The 15,939-nt window shown below is 45.4% G+C and carries 15 protein-coding genes, 4 tRNA genes and 1 pseudogene; 10 read left to right on the forward strand and 10 right to left on the reverse strand.

The features are described from left to right. The 9 genes and pseudogenes from JJ941_RS06920 to queA all read right to left on the reverse strand — a co-directional run. A pseudogene (locus tag JJ941_RS06920) lies at nt 1-74 on the reverse strand (elongation factor Tu); the annotation flags it as partial. Between the two features lie 57 nt (nt 75-131). Beyond that, nucleotides 132-203 (reverse strand) — tRNA-Thr (locus JJ941_RS06925). A 7-nt stretch (nt 204-210) separates the two neighbouring features. After that, a tRNA-Gly gene (locus tag JJ941_RS06930) sits at nt 211-283 on the reverse strand. 7 nt (nt 284-290) lie between these two features. Further along, a tRNA-Tyr gene (locus JJ941_RS06935) sits at nt 291-373 on the reverse strand. Between the two features lie 29 nt (nt 374-402). Then, nucleotides 403-475: transfer RNA gene (locus JJ941_RS06940), tRNA-Thr, on the reverse strand. A gap of 67 nt (nt 476-542) precedes the next feature. Continuing rightward, nucleotides 543-1,190, reverse strand: a complete 648-nt coding sequence (locus JJ941_RS06945; RefSeq protein ID WP_290963168.1) for a DedA family protein — start codon at nt 1,188-1,190, stop codon at nt 543-545. After that, nucleotides 1,190-1,666 (reverse strand): 2-C-methyl-D-erythritol 2,4-cyclodiphosphate synthase, encoded by a 477-nt coding sequence (gene ispF, locus JJ941_RS06950; RefSeq protein WP_290963170.1) that lies wholly within the window; start codon nt 1,664-1,666, stop codon nt 1,190-1,192. The genes JJ941_RS06945 and ispF overlap by 1 nt, the downstream gene beginning before the upstream one ends. 5 nt (nt 1,667-1,671) lie before the next feature. Beyond that, the gene (gene ispD / locus JJ941_RS06955) at nt 1,672-2,361 is read right to left on the reverse strand and encodes a 2-C-methyl-D-erythritol 4-phosphate cytidylyltransferase (protein WP_290963172.1); all 690 of its coding nucleotides are present in this window, start codon (nt 2,359-2,361) and stop codon (nt 1,672-1,674) included. Nucleotides 2,362-2,363: 2 nt separating this feature from the next. Next, nucleotides 2,364-3,419 (reverse strand): tRNA preQ1(34) S-adenosylmethionine ribosyltransferase-isomerase QueA, encoded by a 1,056-nt coding sequence (queA, locus tag JJ941_RS06960; protein WP_255134576.1) that lies wholly within the window; start codon nt 3,417-3,419, stop codon nt 2,364-2,366. Nucleotides 3,420-3,587: 168 nt separating this feature from the next. On the opposite strand from queA, the gene JJ941_RS06965 reads away from it, so the two are divergent. The 10 genes from JJ941_RS06965 (at nt 3,588) to JJ941_RS07010 (ending at nt 14,774) form a co-directional block, all read left to right on the forward strand. After that, the gene (locus JJ941_RS06965; protein ID WP_290963176.1) at nt 3,588-4,097 is read left to right on the forward strand and encodes a hypothetical protein; all 510 of its coding nucleotides are present in this window, start codon (nt 3,588-3,590) and stop codon (nt 4,095-4,097) included. Between the two features lie 23 nt (nt 4,098-4,120). Then, nucleotides 4,121-4,585 (forward strand): LytR C-terminal domain-containing protein, encoded by a 465-nt coding sequence (locus JJ941_RS06970; protein WP_255134574.1) that lies wholly within the window; start codon nt 4,121-4,123, stop codon nt 4,583-4,585. A gap of 4 nt (nt 4,586-4,589) precedes the next feature. Next, nucleotides 4,590-5,009, forward strand: coding sequence for a ribosome silencing factor (rsfS, locus tag JJ941_RS06975; protein WP_290963178.1), 420 nt, complete (start codon nt 4,590-4,592; stop codon nt 5,007-5,009). After that, nucleotides 5,006-5,446: a hypothetical protein gene (locus JJ941_RS06980; RefSeq protein WP_290963179.1), complete on the forward strand. Its 441-nt coding sequence runs from the start codon at nt 5,006-5,008 to the stop codon at nt 5,444-5,446. Before rsfS ends, JJ941_RS06980 begins: the two co-directional genes overlap by 4 nt. Before the next feature lie 6 nt (nt 5,447-5,452). After that, nucleotides 5,453-6,424 carry a D-glycerate dehydrogenase gene (locus tag JJ941_RS06985; protein ID WP_290963180.1) on the forward strand — a complete coding sequence of 324 codons (972 nt, stop codon included), beginning with the start codon at nt 5,453-5,455 and terminating at the stop codon, nt 6,422-6,424. Nucleotides 6,425-6,451: 27 nt separating this feature from the next. Continuing rightward, nucleotides 6,452-10,345, forward strand: a complete 3,894-nt coding sequence (locus tag JJ941_RS06990; RefSeq protein ID WP_290963181.1) for a HAMP domain-containing sensor histidine kinase — start codon at nt 6,452-6,454, stop codon at nt 10,343-10,345. Between the two features lie 61 nt (nt 10,346-10,406). Beyond that, nucleotides 10,407-11,750: an MATE family efflux transporter gene (locus JJ941_RS06995; protein ID WP_290963182.1), complete on the forward strand. Its 1,344-nt coding sequence runs from the start codon at nt 10,407-10,409 to the stop codon at nt 11,748-11,750. A 59-nt stretch (nt 11,751-11,809) separates the two neighbouring features. Then, nucleotides 11,810-12,916, forward strand: a complete 1,107-nt coding sequence (locus tag JJ941_RS07000; RefSeq protein ID WP_290963183.1) for a 3-oxoacyl-[acyl-carrier-protein] synthase III C-terminal domain-containing protein — start codon at nt 11,810-11,812, stop codon at nt 12,914-12,916. 3 nt (nt 12,917-12,919) lie between these two features. Further along, nucleotides 12,920-13,615, forward strand: a complete 696-nt coding sequence (locus tag JJ941_RS07005; RefSeq protein WP_290963185.1) for a methyltransferase domain-containing protein — start codon at nt 12,920-12,922, stop codon at nt 13,613-13,615. After that, nucleotides 13,602-14,774 (forward strand): NAD(P)/FAD-dependent oxidoreductase, encoded by a 1,173-nt coding sequence (locus JJ941_RS07010; RefSeq protein ID WP_290963187.1) that lies wholly within the window; start codon nt 13,602-13,604, stop codon nt 14,772-14,774. Before JJ941_RS07005 ends, JJ941_RS07010 begins: the two co-directional genes overlap by 14 nt. On the opposite strand, the gene JJ941_RS07015 is transcribed toward JJ941_RS07010, so the two are convergent. Beyond that, entirely contained in the window at nt 14,771-15,865 is a 1,095-nt protein-coding gene (locus tag JJ941_RS07015; protein WP_290963189.1) for a GAF domain-containing protein, read from the reverse strand. The two genes, JJ941_RS07010 and JJ941_RS07015, sit on opposite strands and share 4 nt — an antisense overlap. Nucleotides 15,866-15,939: the final 74 nt, after the last annotated feature.

Below are 15,939 nucleotides of genomic sequence, written 5' to 3' on the forward strand. Positions count from 1 at the left end.
TTACCATGATCTACGTGTCCAATTGTTCCCACGTTCACATGGGGCTTATTCCGTTCAAAGGTCTCTTTTGCCATGATTAAGCTGTTTTGTTAAGTATTGTTTAAAAATTCATCAAAAAAAATTTCGACCTGAGCCGATAGTCGGATTTGAACCGACGACCCCTTCCTTACCATGGAAGTGCTCTACCCCTGAGCTATATCGGCGTCGTTGAGCGAGCGACCGGAATCGAACCGGCAACATTCACCTTGGAAGGGTGACGCTCTACCAATTGAGCTACGCTCGCTTACGCGTGGGGAGAGTAGGATTCGAACCTACGAAGTCTCACGACAACAGATTTACAGTCTGCCCCAGTTGGCCGCTTTGGTATCTCCCCAGATAAAATCAATAAATTAAAGATCGCTGAGCCAGTGACCGGATTCGAACCGATGACCGACGGTTTACAAAACCGTTGCTCTACCAACTGAGCTACACTGGCTTTTCGCGAAAGACTTCAAAATTAAGTATGATAGCTTTGATTGTCAATAATGTTTTGTGAAAAAATTTCACTCTTTTTCATCTTTTACGACTTGCTTCCTTCTGCGATAGAAAAAGTAGGCTTTAAGCCCTACAAACAGCGCTATCAACGCTAAAATGACCTTTCCATAGTTGGATAGATACTCCCCGATAATTTGCCAGTTATCCCGAATGACCCAGCCCATCGCCAATAGCAGGGTATTCCATAAAACCGAACTCACCAATGAACTCAGAATTGTGGGTGTAATTTTGAGATGAGACATCCCGGCTGTGAGCGAGATCACTGATCGGGTTCCGGCCAAAAAACGATTCGCAACAACCACTCCCTGCCCCCATCGGCTCATCCATTTTTTACCCCTGGCAAAATACTTGTAATCGATAAAGCGGAGTAAAAAATGACTATCTCTGTTTTCTTCTATTTGAGCACCCCACCGATGGCCCAACCAATACATCGTCATAAATCCTGCCACGGAAGCAACAACGGTGAGACTCCATACGGGAAACAATCCAATCAAACCTTCCGCAGCTAAATATCCGCCGAAAGCCACAATCACATCTCCGGGCATGGGCGGGATAAGGTTCTCGATATAGGCTATTCCAAAAAAGATGAGATACACACCAATAGGCGGCACTACACTTATCCAATCGACAATACTTTGTACAATCTGATCAGCCATCACCCGGAAACCTGAATAAGAACTACAGCCTGTGCGATTATACCTTCCTCACGACCGGCAAATCCCATTTTCTCGGAAGTTGTTGCCTTAACGGATATATCGTCGATGGAACAACCAAGGTCTTCAGCTATGGTTTTACGAATGTCATCTATATATGGACGGAGTTTTGGCTGCTCAGCTATTATCGTGGCATCCAGATTTCCTAACTGATAGCCCTTCTTCTTTATCAGCTCATAACTTTTTCGGAGCAACACCCGGCTGTCGGCATTTTTGAATTCAGGATCTGTATCTGGAAAGTGTGCACCTATATCCCCGAGAGCAAGTGACCCAAGCAGCGCATCGGTTATAGCGTGAAGCAATACATCTGCATCGGAGTGACCAAGAAGTCCTTTATCATGAGGTATTTCAACCCCACCGAGCATGAGCTTACGCCCTTCGCTAAACCGATGCACATCGTATCCATATCCAATTCGCATACCTTTCACTTTTCCTCTCCAAGAATTAATTCTGCAACCTTAAGGTCAACAGGGTAGGTAATCTTCAAATTTTCGCGGTCTCCTTCAACCATTTGAATGGCTCCGCCAATTCTTTCTACTAAGGACGCGTCATCGGTACCGATGAAGTTCTCATCTAAAGCTGACTCATATGCCTTGACGAGCAATTCTTTTTGAAAAACCTGGGGGGTTTGAGCCTGCCACAAAACCGACCGATCAGGGGTAGATTCGATCAACTTAACTGCATCCACTTTTTTGATGGTATCTTTGGCGGGCACCCCAAGAACAGCTCCACCTATATTTGAAGCAACCTCGCAACACTCTTCAATAAGTTGCTTGCGAACAAAGGGACGAACTGCGTCATGCACGGCAACCAGCTCACATTCAGCAAACACAAGTTTAAGTGCATTATATATTGAGAACTGACGCTCAGTACCGCCTTCAACTACATCCAATTGTATGTCTGTCGAAAGCTGCTCAAACATGGACTTTATAGCCGGGATATAGCTTTTTGATGTAGCGATAATGATTTGGGCTACATCCGGAACTTCCAGAAACCTGGAAATGGTATGTTCAAGAATGGCTTTATCCCCCACCTTTATAAAAGGCTTGGGGATATCGGAACCCATTCTCTCCCCCGACCCTGCCGCCGGTATTATGACCGACAGTTTAGACATGTTTAAAGAATCAGCATTGCATCACCGAATGCAAACATACGGTAATCGTTTTTCTTGGCTTCTTCGTAAGCCTCCATCAGGAAGTCGTAACCGGCAAAAGCGGCTGCCAGCATCAAGCGTGTTGATTCCGGCTGATGGAAGTTAATGACCAACCCTTCTGTAATTTTAAAATCGTAAGGAGGGTATATGAACTTATCGGTCCAACCTGTACCCGGTTTTGACATTCCACTCGCCATCACGCTTGTTTCGATGGTACGGCAAGAACTTGAACCAATGGCAATCACCCGGTTCTTTTTCTTTTTCAGTGTTTCGTTGATTTTATCAGACGTGTCTTTAGAAATGAAGTAATTGTCTGAGTCCATTCGATGCTTGGTCAAATCTTCAACTTCAACGTTGCGAAAAATTCCCCAACCAATATGAAGGGTGGTCGGCAAGAACTCGACTCCTTTCTTCTTAATCTTCTCAACCAGCTCTTCCGTAAAATGCATTCCGGCCGCCGGGGCAGCTACAGCTCCACGCTCGGTCGCAAAAATAGTTTGGTATCGCTCTTTGTCTTCTTCTACCGGCTCACGTTCGATGAATGGAGGTAAAGGCATTTTACCGAGTTCATCCAGCCTGTTGTACAGCTCCTGATTAGGTCCTTCATAAAGAAAACGAATAGTACGCCCGCGTGAAGTTGTGTTATCCACTACTTCAGCCATCAGCTCTTCGTCTTCCTCACCAAAATACAGTTTATTCCCGATTCGGATTTTACGCGCCGGCTCAACCAGCACATCCCAAAGCATGTTTTCCGGCATCAATTCTCTCAGCAGAAAAACCTCGATATCCGCTTCTGTTTTTTCCTTCTTACCGTTCAGACGGGCCGGGAATACTTTGGTGTTGTTGTAGATCATGACATCATCTTTATTGATGTACTCATGAATTTTATCAAAAGTGGTGTGCTCGATGGTTTTTTCAGCACGATTAAGAACCATCAACTTGGCTGAATCTCTTTTTTTCAGCGGTTCTTCAGGAATGTTTAAATCGTCAATCTCGAATTTAAAATCGGTAAGCTTCATTTAGCTATTTATCAGGTTATTCAGTACTGTTAGAAAAGTTGAATAAGATAGAGTTTTTTTTATGGGATTTCAAAGCTTGTACCCATTGTCTGTTGTTTATTATTAAAGGCCAATTCGTTATACTTAAGTATCTGCTCTTGCGTTCAACTGTAAACTTTGACGAGCATCATGAAAAAATTATTTACACTCACTTTTGCGTTCGCTATTATTTTTAGTGTTCAATTATCTGCCCAGCTGAGAGAGGATCTTCCCAGATACAACGACTTTTCAGGGCCCATTATTAACTCCCAGACATCTACTGTCCAAACCTGGTTGAATGATTTCTTCCAGAACAACGTGACGATGAGCCACTCTTACTCAATGAGTTTTGGCGCTGTTGGCGGTTCCTATCAGAACGTTAACGCTTACACCAACACGCTCAACTTTATGTTTACCCCGGACCTTACCGGCCGCGTGGATGTTTCTTTCCTTCACTCTCCATTCGGAGGTTCTGATTTTGTTAACACTAATAATAATTTAGGCGGACAGGTTTTAATCCGGAATGCCGAATTGAACTACAAAATCAGCGACAATGCGCGCATTCAGTTGCAATATCAACAACTACCGGCAGGCTATGGGTACCACAACCCCTATGGATTCGGAGCCTATGGGTATAACCGGTTCAACCCCTGGTATTAGAAAGGATTTTTAAAACGTAGTTGATGGCAGAAACAAAAGGTAACAGCTCTTCCGGTACGAACGAACTTTTTTTAAACGCCGCTATTGGATTTCTAAGTGTTCTGCTGCTGGTTTTGGTAGCAGCACTATTTACCCGCATCATTTATCCCCGCATTTTTAATGAACGGGCAGAGCTTCAATCAGAACTTATAAGCGAAATCATTCAAATTGAGGTTTTGAATGGGTGCGGGATTTCAGGAATCGCCAACTCCTATACCGGATTGCTCCGGAAAAACGGGTTCGATGTGGTTGAAACCGGAAATTTTGAAACGTTTGACCTCCAGGAAACCCTTATAATATCACGAAGCGGAGTGATGGATAATGCATATCGTGTGGCTAACGCATTAGGCGTTCCTGAACGGAACGTAATTCGGGAATCGTCTCCTGATTTTTATCTCGACGTGAGCGTAATTATTGGCCACGACTTTGAAAAACTAAACACTGATTAACTTTATGACCGACATTAAACAACCAGCAAAAAAACAATTTGAAAATGCCTTCTCGGATGACACCCCTGATTCTCAGGAAATGGTGGAAGTAATTACGGAGGCTCTGCTTAGCCGAAAAGGCAAAGAAATAACCGTGCTGGATGTTTCCGAACTGACCACCCTTACTGACTATTTCGTTGTTTGCCATGGTAACTCCGACGTTCAAATTAAAGCTCTCGCCGACGTTGTGGAAGAAGATGTACGCGAAAAAATGGGCGAGAAAGCCTGGAAGAAAGAGGGTTTGCAGAGACGCTCCTGGGTAATCCTGGATTTTGTAAACATTGTTGTACACGTAATGAGTAAAGAAAAGCGGGACTTCTACGGACTTGAGCGCATGTGGAATGATGCCAAGGTTACCTACATTGAAGATGCTTCTGAAGAATGAAAGTTTATAATCTCCTCATTTATTTGATCGCTGTGATTATTCTGGGAGTTGGATGTGCTTCAAATCAACCATCCCCGGAGGAACGTTACCCGGATTTAGTTGATGAAAATCCACCGCACCGTATTCCATATGTAGAGAAAGAGATCGCTATCGACAGTATCGCCTTTATCAGAGTGCAGAAAGAAAAAGCATTAGTAGTAAAAGGAACTTTCCCGAATCCCTGCACCCAAATACTTCGTGTGGATGAGCGCATCGTCCCCGAAATGCTGACACTGAATATTATCGGCTGGCAAAAATATCAGCAGATGTGTGCCCAAACTATCACTCCATTCACCTATATCCATAAAGGCATCAGTTCGGAGCAGTGGGAACAAAAAAAGCTGATTGTGATTAATGAAAAGGAATTTGAACTGCCGCTTGGCTCTTCAACAGAATAACCTGACATGCCTAAGATCCTGATCACAGAACCTATACCTGATGATGTAATTGATTATTTGAAGAACTTCGCATCGGTCACTGTTGGGGATAAAGGCACCTACCAATCTGAGGAAGCGCTCATTCGGGATATCCCGGAATACGACGGACTTCTATGCATGCTCTCCACCCCGGTTTCTGAGACGGTACTAAAAGCCGGGCAAAACCTGAAGGTAGTAGCCAACTTCGCCGTTGGGTATGATAACATTGATGTAGAAGCCGCTCATGACCTTGGCATTAAAGTAGCCAACACCCCGGATGTGCTTACCGAAGCTTGTGGAGATTACGCAATGGGCCTGCTGCTCGCACTTTCCAGAAAATTCAAAGAAGCCGAACAATATCTGCGTGACGGAAATTTTGCCGGCTGGGAACCCCTTGGCTTTTTAGGAATGGAACTGAGAGACCGAACCCTTGGCATCATAGGGATGGGGAGAATTGGGCAGGCCTTTGCAGACCGGGCCCGTGCATTTGGCATGAAGATTATCTACCACAACCGCACAAGAGTGGATGAAGAAACAGAACAGGAACTTGAAGCCGAATTTATTGCCGATCATAAAGAGCTTGCCCAACGCGCTGATGTACTGAGTCTGAACTGCCCTCTCACTGAAGAAACCCATCACCTGGTGGATAAAGAGCTTTTAGATTCGATGCCTGAGCACGCATTATTGATCAATATTTCGAGAGGAGCGGTTATTGATGAGGCCGCCTTAGCCCAGGCATTGCACCAAAACCAAATTGCCGGAGCCGCACTCGATGTTTTTGAAGAAGAGCCCAAAGTACATCCCGATCTATTAACGGCCCCAAATACCCTGCTGCTTCCGCATATCGCCAGTGCTACCCATCGCACCAGAAAAGACATCGGCATGCTTGCCGCCGAAGCGATCACATCAGTCCTTGAAGGTAAAGCAGACAGCGAAATACCAAACTTGATTAGCCGTTAATTTACGCTCATATTCGTTCTCACCTTTATGAGTAGCGCTATATTGAAATCACCCATAGAAAATAAAACCTGGGCTCTTGCCTTTTTGCTGACTCTGATCGCCCTTGCTTACGGGATATTTGAAATATGGACCGAACAAGGGCAGCTTTCTGAGATTGAACAGGTTCAATTAGCCAATCAATCGGTTTATAAAGCACTGCAAAACTACAGCGATTTTGAGCAGGACTTCATTAATGAAAGTGAAAAGTATGCGGCTACCGCAAAACAATTTCAAGAAAACAATGTCCCGACAGATGCTCTGGCCGAAGAAGCAGTAGCAGGTTTCGACTTCTGGGGGTTGTCACTTTTTAGAGATCAGGACCAGTTGCTTTGGACCGGCTTTGCCGCAAAGACTCTCCCCACCATTTCGGATAGCAGCGAAGCCGTTTTAAGCATTGAACAGAATAACAACGTCACTTTTCTGCAATACCGAACCTCCTTCACCGTCAATGAGGCGGATTCTTCCGTACCGTTTATCCTCATTACCCGGAAGAAAATTAAGCAGGAAAATATTCTCCCCATTGGCACCAATGCCGAGATAAGTCCTTCAACTCTTTTTCAGACAGAATCGGAGTACCCGGTTCACTTTAGTTTTTTTGAAAACCCACCGGCTAACATTCAGTTCCAAACAAAAATATCTACCGCGAATATAGATTCAGCCGGAGTCGTTTACACCCTTTCGGAAGACTATGCCACCTATCGGTCAAACCAACAGAACCGTTACTTTTTATACCGGGCTATTTTCTACGCTGTTTTCATATGTCTAATTACCCTGTTTTTGATTTCTATTTCCCGGGAATTGAGCACCTGGAAATCCTTGCTGTTGAAATTGTTTGCCATCACTTTGGCATGGGCTTTCTTTTCGAATATTGATTACGGGGTGGGATGGATTGAAATATTCTATGCTTTGGGTCAACAAGATTTTTTGACGCTCAAACCCCTGGTAAAATATGGAGTACATGCGTTATTTGTTCTGCTGCTCACCATCGTCTGCTTCCGCCCGTTAATTTCTTCAGAGATTGAGCTGCAAAAACAACCTAAAATCACCCTGACGTTAACCCTGGTTTTCTTTGGGTTTTTATGCGCCTTCCTGCTTCACTTTTATATCATTGAAACTTACTCTCTTTTTACCCAGACTTCTATCCCGGTGTTAGATCTTGAAGTATTCCCCAACTGGGACACCCTCGTTTTTTATGTGATGTCCGGGGTTTTCGCCATTTCGTGCATCACGCTGTTAACCTTGCTGGGCTGGTTTATCATTAAGCTCACCGTCACCCCTCCCATTATTCCCTTTTTATTCATCCTTTCAGGATATATCCTTGGGATGTTTATCATCTTTGAGCTGAGTGCCAATGCCCATATTGCGGGATGGATTTCCCTTACCACCGGCATTTTCTTTGGAACCATCCTTAGCTTCGTTTTCCTGGCCAATCGAGATCCTGATTTATTTACCTATGCCTCCCGTTTACGATTACTGCTTTTATTCAGCTTTATCTCTGTAGGCTTATCGTATATAGCTGTGTACAAAGGCTATTCTGAACGATTGAATGGGCAGATGCAGCGGGCAGCCGAGTTATTCGTTGATGAAGAAGCCACCCAGGCCGAACGTATTGCCAGAAGTTTACTTACCGGGCTTGAGCGCTCAGTCTCTAATCTTACCGAAGAAGATTTAAATCAGCGCCCCGCTTTTGTTGAGAATTATTTCACCCAGCAAACCCAACAACTTATTACCGAAGAATGGGAGCGTTTCTCCATCTCAACCCAGCTTGTAAATAATAATGGGGATATCATTGGGGAGTACTCTTCTGATTTAGATTCCCCGGCATGGACCCGCGCTTTCAATATAATGTCGCTGGTGATTCCATTTGAGGAGGAACAAATCCGGCTGGAAAACCTTCGGCCTATTGTCCGGGAACGGCCTTTAAATGAAGCCAACTCAAATTATTCCTCTTTCCGCCGGGCTTGGATTCCCCTTTATGAAAATGGTTCGTCTCCGCAGCGTATTGGATGGATTCTTTGCTCCGTGTACCGCGAGCGCCCTCAGTTTGAGAAACCACTGCGTGCTGTAATTGCTTCAGAGGGCAGTGAAAACTGGAACGCGTCAATCAGTATCACGGAATATGTGAACGGTCTTGCTTCCCGCAGAAACATTGTGGGTATACCCCTGGAAATGCCCGGTTACCTGCGACTTCCCGGAGAGCTTATTGAAGATATTGTGGTTGAAGATGATTCCACCATGTTCAGAACAGCGGGTCTTGGAGATCAGCAAATCAGGGAGTTTTTCATTGCCACCTCAAGTGAGAAAATAATACGGGCTGCTACAAATCACCCCGGCCTTGATAATCACCTGTTTTCGCTGCTCCGGTTTTTCTTTTGTGTGTTGATTACCGGTCTCCTCGTGCTTGGCTCCCTGTTCTGGAAAAAAGATCTCAACATTCTGGGGCATAACCGTCGATTTAGAGACCGGCTTATCGACCGTTTTGTATTTGCCTCCCTGCTTTGCCTGATGGCCTTGATCGCAACCACATATTATGCCATCAAAAGCCAAAACCAAAAAAGCGTACAAGACCAACTGTTGGATAAACTGGGCAATCTGACTGACGCCATCTCATTGCAGGAGAAACAATCCCCAAACGCATCCCCAATTCCCTTAAGTGAACTTACTTCAACACTGGATGCTGATGCTGCTCTTTATAAAGACAAAACCATCAACACCTCTACCACCAGCCAGATTTATAATCAGCACCTGCTTCCGAGAATTTTGCCCTGGGATGTGTACGATTCCATTTATAACCGGGGAAACAGCCAGGTTACCCGAAAAGCCATCCTTGGTAATCAGGAACTGTTGATTGGATATCAGCCCTGGCTTAACACAGAAGGGTCGATTGCCGGTATTGTTGCCATTCCTACCTTTCTGGAAGCCCCGAAATTCAATGAACAGCTACTTTCAACAACTAGCTATTTGCTCGGATTTTATGTCATCATATTCGGGCTGTTCATTATTGCCGCTTCATTGATTTCAACCCAATTAACCTCACCACTCGAAGCACTTAGGGAAGGGCTTAAAAAAATATCAGGGGGCGATCTGGAAACTACTCTCCCGGTAAAAAGTAAAGATGAAATCGGCTCGCTGACCAATGCTTATAACGTTATGGTGTACCGGCTGAAAGACTTACAGAAAGACCTGGCCCGCGCCGAAAGGGAAGCTGCCTGGAAAGAAATGGCCCAGCAGGTTGCCCACGAAATCAAGAATCCGCTTACGCCCATGAAACTAAACCTCCAACACCTGGAGCGACAGCTGAATGTTTCGGAAGATGAGTTCAAACTCATGAAGCCAAAAATTGAGAAGATCGCGGCAAATATGATTGAACAGATTGAATCACTCAGCCAAATTGCATCCGATTTCTCCAAGTTTGCCCGCCCTACCGATCAGGAGTTTAAACCGGTTGAAATGAATGAACTGATTGCATCGGTGGCAGAGCTGTATGAGCCGGAAGAGAACCTCACCATAAAAACTGAACTTCACCAAGGAAAACTCCGGGTTCTTGGCGTTAAAGACGAACTGCGGAGGACACTTATCAACCTCGTTAAGAATGCGCATGAGGCCATGCCCGAAGGCGGCAAAGTCACCTTGACAACTGCTCTGAGCAGGGCAAAAGACAAGGCGGTCATATCTGTGAAAGACAATGGCGAAGGTATTCCGAAAGAAACTCAGGGTCAGATTTTTGTGCCAAACTTTTCCACTAAATCGAGCGGAACCGGACTGGGGCTGGCCATCACTAAAAAAGTCATTGAAGCACACGATGGCGAGATTTCTTTTGCCTCCGAAAAAGGAAAGGGAACTACCTTCATCATTCATCTTCCCTTAGACAAAACCGAATAGACCCAATAGCCAATCTTTATCGCTATTGGAGAAAATTTGTCCGTACCTTTGCGCTCCTCCTATGAAAAATCCGCGCAAAGATATAAAGAAAGAAGGGCTGAAGTTAGTAGCTATTGGTAGCCCCATCATTGCCACTCAGCTTTTACGAATGGGGCTCAATTTTACCGATACGGTAATGGCCGGAAACCTGTCTGCCCTCGATCTTGCGGCCGTCGCCATCGGTAATGCCATTTATATGCCCATTGGAATTTTTTGTATGGCCACGTTGATCGCCATCAATCCGGTGGTTTCTCAATTTCTGGGTGCCCGAAAGTTTGAAGAGATTGGCAAAAGCGCCCGGCAGATGTTCTGGCTCATCATCTTACTAACCATTCCCGCTTTTTTCCTGATCCGAAACCTGGACCTGGTGATGCACCTGGTGGGCGTAACCGCGGAAATCATCCCCCTCGCCGATGGATACCTCAAAGCCATCTCCTGGGGCGTATTACCGCTGCTTGCCTACGCCGGTGTACGATACTTCAGTGAAGGGTTATCGGTTACCAAGCCGGCTATGTACATTGCCGCGGCAAGCCTGGTTTTAAACGTCGGCGCCAACTACGTGCTGATGTACGGCAAATTAGGATTCCCGGCTTTGGGAGCGGTTGGCACCGGCTATGCAACCTCCATCATTAATCTGTTCGGGGCCATTGTATTCATCGCCTTTACCGCATCTTTTAAGCCATTCAAACGATTTAATATTTTCGATCGGACAACCGGTCCGGAGTGGAAGTACATTGGTGAACTCATTAAAGTAGGTGTACCAAACGGGGTGAGTTCATCTATGGAAATCCTTCTTTTTGCTACCGTCAGCTTGCTGATGGGAACACTGAGCGTTAAAGCTGCCGCTGCTCACCAAATTGCGATTAATGTGGCAGCTACCATGTTTATGATTCCTTTCGGGCTTTCCATGGCTATTTCCCAACGGGTCGGCTTTTCCCTGGGACAAGGTTCTATGGCCAATGCCCGCTTTCGGGGTTTTGTGGGAATTGTCATTTGTGCCGGCGTGATGACGCTCACCGCCTTGCTGTTATTCCTGGCACCGGAATTCATCATCAGCATTTACACCGATGATATGGAAGTAGCTTCTGTTGCCATTTCCTTACTGTTTATGGCCGCTATTTTCCAGATTTCAGACGGACTGCAAGTCGGTGCTTTTGGCGCACTTCGTGGATTAAAGGACACTCGCATTCCCATGATCGTGAACTTCATTTCGTACTGGCTTGTGGGGTTTCCGACCGGATACCTGTTAGGGATTTATCTCGGATATGGCCCGGAAGGATTATGGATTGGGCTGATCGGTGGACTGACTGTAGCAGCTGTATTACATAACTACCGGTTTAATAGGCTCACGAAAGCCAGAACTTAACTGAATGAAGACCCGGCCCAAAAGGTTTGGATAACATCCCCAAATTGTTATCCTACCATATGCCCGTATTCATTCATGACATAGCCACTTCAGTTCCGCCTTTTTCGAGCGATCAGCAGCATATCCGCGAGGTAATGAAAAAGCATGTGGGCACAGATCGAAAAACCGAAGCTATTATTCACCGCATTTATACGCAGTCGGGCATTGAGAAACGGCATTCTGTGGTACAGGATTTTGAACCCAACGAACACGGGAGACTATTTTTTAACGGTCAGGTTAAATCTGAGCCCGGTACGGCCGCCCGGAACAAGGTGTATGAAGATGAATCAAGAAAGCTTTTTGTGGATGTCGGGCGGAAACTGCTTGCTGACAATCCTCATATCTCTTCCGAAGAAATCACCCATGTAGTCACTGTATCCTGTACCGGTTTTTTTGCTCCCGGGCCCGATTATGAACTGGTGAAAGCTCTCCGGTTGAAACCTTCTACCGAACGTTTTCATGTGGGGTTTATGGGATGCTATGCCGCCTTCCCGGCTATGAAAATGGCCCAATCATTTTGCAAAGCCGATCCGAATGCCGTGGTGATGGTGGTTGCAGCTGAGCTATGCACGCTTCACTTTCAATTCAGAAATGACATCGACAATTTGCTATCCGGGTCTGTGTTTGCAGATGGGGCAGCAGGAATGATCATCTCTTCAAAACCACCCAAAAAGCAAGGTTTTGAAATCCGGAAGTTTGCTTCTTCCCTGGCTCCAAAAGGGGAAAAAGATATGGCCTGGACCATTGGTGATTCCGGCTTTAATATGATCCTTTCCACTTATGTGCCGGACATCATCAAAGAGAACCTGGAATCTGTTGTTCAGCCACTTTATGAGGCTTATCAGCTTTCCAGAGCGGATATCGATTACTGGGCTTTGCATCCGGGTGGGCGTGCAATCCTTGACAAAATTGAGGACAGCCTGAATCTGAAACCCCATCAAATATCAGCATCCCGGGCTGTGCTTTCCGAGTTTGGGAATATGAGCAGCGCCACGGTTCTGTTTGTACTCAAGAAGCTGCTGGATTCTGATTTAACAGCCGGACAGTACGTTCTTCCCATGGCTTTTGGTCCGGGTTTGACCATCGAAAGCGGCCTCTTTGAAGTTCACCATCCGGACGAGGATTGATCCATGCCTGTTTTTCTGTCAAAGCGCCGGCCGGATTTAATTGAATATATGGATCGGGATGATTGTGATCCTCACCTGCTGGAAAATACCTATCGGCAGTTTGCGACTATTAACTTGCTGCTGTCACAATGGAAACGGATTTATAAAAACGAACTTCGGCCACTGATGGAGAAAGGTAAAACTTATTCTCTCCTCGACATCGGCTTTGGAGGCGGAGATGTAGCTCTCAAACTTTCTGAATGGGCAAAAAGGGATGGGCTCGATTTGCAAATCACAGCTATAGAAACTGATCAACGAGCCTTTGAATTTGCCCGGCAGCAGAAGGCTCCTGATCAGGTTACATTCAGGCATTGTTCTTCCACGGATCTGAAATCCCAATCCCGTGCGTACGATTTCGTGATTTCCAATCATGTGCTTCATCACCTGTCAAAAAATCAAACGCTACAGATATTAGACGAAGCGAAGTCGCTTGCCCTTCAAAAAGTCATTTTCAATGATATTGAACGGAGTGATATTGGCTTTGGCCTCTTTGCCACTTTTGCCCGGCTGATTTTTCGTAATTCCTTCATTGTTCCCGATGGATTGATTTCCATAAAACGAAGTTACACCAAGGCGGAATTGGCTGAAGTCGCCCCTGCCGGATGGCAGGTTCAACGCTTATTTCCCTTTCGTTTATTATTGAAGTATGACAAAAACTAAGCCCGACATACCGGTGATAATTGTAGGTGGAGGGCCCGTTGGATTATTTTTGGCCATCTGCCTTATTAAAGAAGGAATTGCATGCCGTGTACTTGAAAAGCGAAAAGAACCCGTACCAGATTCACGCTCATTGGGCATTCACCCTGTATCGCTGGAGCTGTTTGATGAAGTGGGGATCACGGAGCCATTCTTAAGTGCCGGTTTGAAAATCAGGAAAGGAATTGCGCTTACCAAAGACCAGAAGCTGGGTGAAATCTCCTTCGAAAATTGCCCGACACCTCATAATTATATTCTCGCTAGTCCGCAATTCACCACAGAAAAAATTCTGCGTAATGAACTGAGCAAACTTGATGAAGATGCTTTGATAACCGGAGCAACCGTAAAACACTTCGATGAGTATGGGCAGTTTGTGGAAATCACCTATTCCATTGATCAGCAAGCGAATCAGCGAATAACGACTGACTACATCATCGGTTGTGATGGGAAAAACAGTGCTATCCGCCAAAAAGCCTCAATCCACTATTCCGGGAAAAGATATAACGACACCTACATTATGGGCGATTTTGAAGATACCACCGATTTCGGTCCCGATGCGGCTGTATTTTTGCTAAAAGAAGGCCTGATTGAATGTTTCCCGCTACCGAATGGCATGAGACGCTGGGTGGTAAAGACCGATGATTATATACCGGAACCAAGTCAGCTAAAACTCGCTACTTTGGTGCAGGACAGGCTGGGTTATGACTTATTTGGCATAAAAAGCACAATGCTCAGCAGTTTTGGAGTGCAGCATTTTATGGCTGAAACCTTTGCAAAAGGCAGGGTATTATTGGCCGGTGATGCCGCTCATGTTGTAAGCCCCATCGGAGGACAGGGGATGAACCTCGGCTGGCTGGACGGCCGGGTGCTCGCTGATTCTTTTGCTCTAATTAAAAACAAAGATTCTGGTATCGCTGAACAGGAGTTTCGAAGGTATTCCGAACATCAAAAGTCTATTGCAAAAAAAGTGGCCCGAAGAGCGGAAATCAATATGGCACTGGGACGAAAACAAAGGATGCCTGTATTCAGAAACCTGTTTGTAAAGGGCATGCTGCATTCACCCCTCAAGAATAAAGTAGCGGAGATTTTTACAATGCGGGGGCTCGGCAGCTGGTGGATTTAAATATGAAATGAAAGAATGGAGGTTGAACCGATTTCAGGGTTTTGTGTGTAGGTAAGGTCTGCCTCCAGCTTTTCCGCCAGGTTTCGAATGATGGCTTTTGGACTTTTCATTCCTTCAACATCCTTTTGAATATCCTCTGTTCCACGGCCATTATCCGTCACAATAACCACAACTTTTTCCTTCCCGGTCTGCTTCAGACTTACGATTACCTCTCCTATTTCTTTACTGGAAGATGCTTTTTTATATGCAGCGGTCATCAATTCATTCAAAATTAAACCACAAAGCATGCTTCTTCTGCCATCCAGCTGTGCGTCTTCAAAACGTAAAGTAAATCTCACATCCACATCTGAATCTTCGAATGATTGTTCTACCTGACCGGCTATCAGTCCCAGGTATTTTGATAAGTTGATGGTTCCGGATTCCGACTTCTCAGACAAGAGAGGCTGCACGTTCATCATGGATTTAATGCGTGTATTCGTAGCCTTCAGTATTTTTCGGGAGTCAAGATCTCTGATTTCTTCCAGGTCAAACTCAAGGAGGTCAGAAATTGCAGACAAGTTATCATTCAGCCGAGTGTGGATGTCCAGGATTTCCTCCTCCCGTTCAGCCAGTTTTCTCTCCACCTCGTCAAACTTTTTGGAACGCTCGATGGCGGAAGCAACATGAAGGGCCAGCGATTCAAAAACAGGCACATCTTCGTTCACAAACATTTGCCCGTCCTTTTTGTTGATGGCCTGAAGTACGCCGAATGCCTGCCCCTCATTATCCTGCAAAGGCACACAAATGATATTCCGGGTTGTGAAGCCTGTGGACAGGTCTTTCCAGAAAATATCGCTTTCCACCACATCATTAGAGATGAAGGGTTGGTTATACGATATTACCCATCCGCCAATACCCTTGCTTTTCGGAACGGCCATCCCCATAATCTCATCTTTCACGGGGCCGGTTGGAATGCTGACGTTCAAATCACCGGTGAGTTCATCCAAAAGCATAAGAGAACTCGCTTCCGAGTTCATCACTACCTTGGCAGCCTCCATACATTTGCGAAGTACTTCCTTTAGTTGCAGTGTTCGGTTTATACCATCTACCACATGCAAAAGGAGTGCTTCATGGCCTGGAGTCTGAGGTCCTTCCCTGACTATATTTTTGTCCTGATTTTTAATAA

The sequence above is a fragment of the Gracilimonas sp. genome (assembly GCF_017641085.1).
Taxonomy (GTDB): domain Bacteria; phylum Bacteroidota; class Rhodothermia; order Balneolales; family Balneolaceae; genus Gracilimonas.

Excerpts from the sequence above, each read along its gene's own strand:
- JJ941_RS06970 (WP_255134574.1), top strand. The coding sequence starts at position 4,121 with ATGGCAGAAACAAAAGGTAACAGCTCTTCCGGTACGAACGAACTTTTT.
- JJ941_RS07005 (WP_290963185.1), top strand. The coding sequence starts at position 12,920 with ATGCCTGTTTTTCTGTCAAAGCGCCGGCCGGATTTAATTGAATATATG.
- ispF (WP_290963170.1), bottom strand. The coding sequence starts at position 1,666 with ATGCGAATTGGATATGGATACGATGTGCATCGGTTTAGCGAAGGGCGT.
- queA (WP_255134576.1), bottom strand. The coding sequence starts at position 3,419 with ATGAAGCTTACCGATTTTAAATTCGAGATTGACGATTTAAACATTCCT.
- JJ941_RS06980 (WP_290963179.1), top strand. The coding sequence starts at position 5,006 with ATGAAAGTTTATAATCTCCTCATTTATTTGATCGCTGTGATTATTCTG.
- JJ941_RS06985 (WP_290963180.1), top strand. The coding sequence starts at position 5,453 with ATGCCTAAGATCCTGATCACAGAACCTATACCTGATGATGTAATTGAT.
- rsfS (WP_290963178.1), top strand. The coding sequence starts at position 4,590 with ATGACCGACATTAAACAACCAGCAAAAAAACAATTTGAAAATGCCTTC.
- JJ941_RS07000 (WP_290963183.1), top strand. The coding sequence starts at position 11,810 with ATGCCCGTATTCATTCATGACATAGCCACTTCAGTTCCGCCTTTTTCG.
- JJ941_RS06965 (WP_290963176.1), top strand. The coding sequence starts at position 3,588 with ATGAAAAAATTATTTACACTCACTTTTGCGTTCGCTATTATTTTTAGT.
- JJ941_RS07010 (WP_290963187.1), top strand. The coding sequence starts at position 13,602 with ATGACAAAAACTAAGCCCGACATACCGGTGATAATTGTAGGTGGAGGG.
- ispD (WP_290963172.1), bottom strand. The coding sequence starts at position 2,361 with ATGTCTAAACTGTCGGTCATAATACCGGCGGCAGGGTCGGGGGAGAGA.
- JJ941_RS06945 (WP_290963168.1), bottom strand. The coding sequence starts at position 1,190 with ATGGCTGATCAGATTGTACAAAGTATTGTCGATTGGATAAGTGTAGTG.
- JJ941_RS06990 (WP_290963181.1), top strand. The coding sequence starts at position 6,452 with ATGAGTAGCGCTATATTGAAATCACCCATAGAAAATAAAACCTGGGCT.
- JJ941_RS06995 (WP_290963182.1), top strand. The coding sequence starts at position 10,407 with ATGAAAAATCCGCGCAAAGATATAAAGAAAGAAGGGCTGAAGTTAGTA.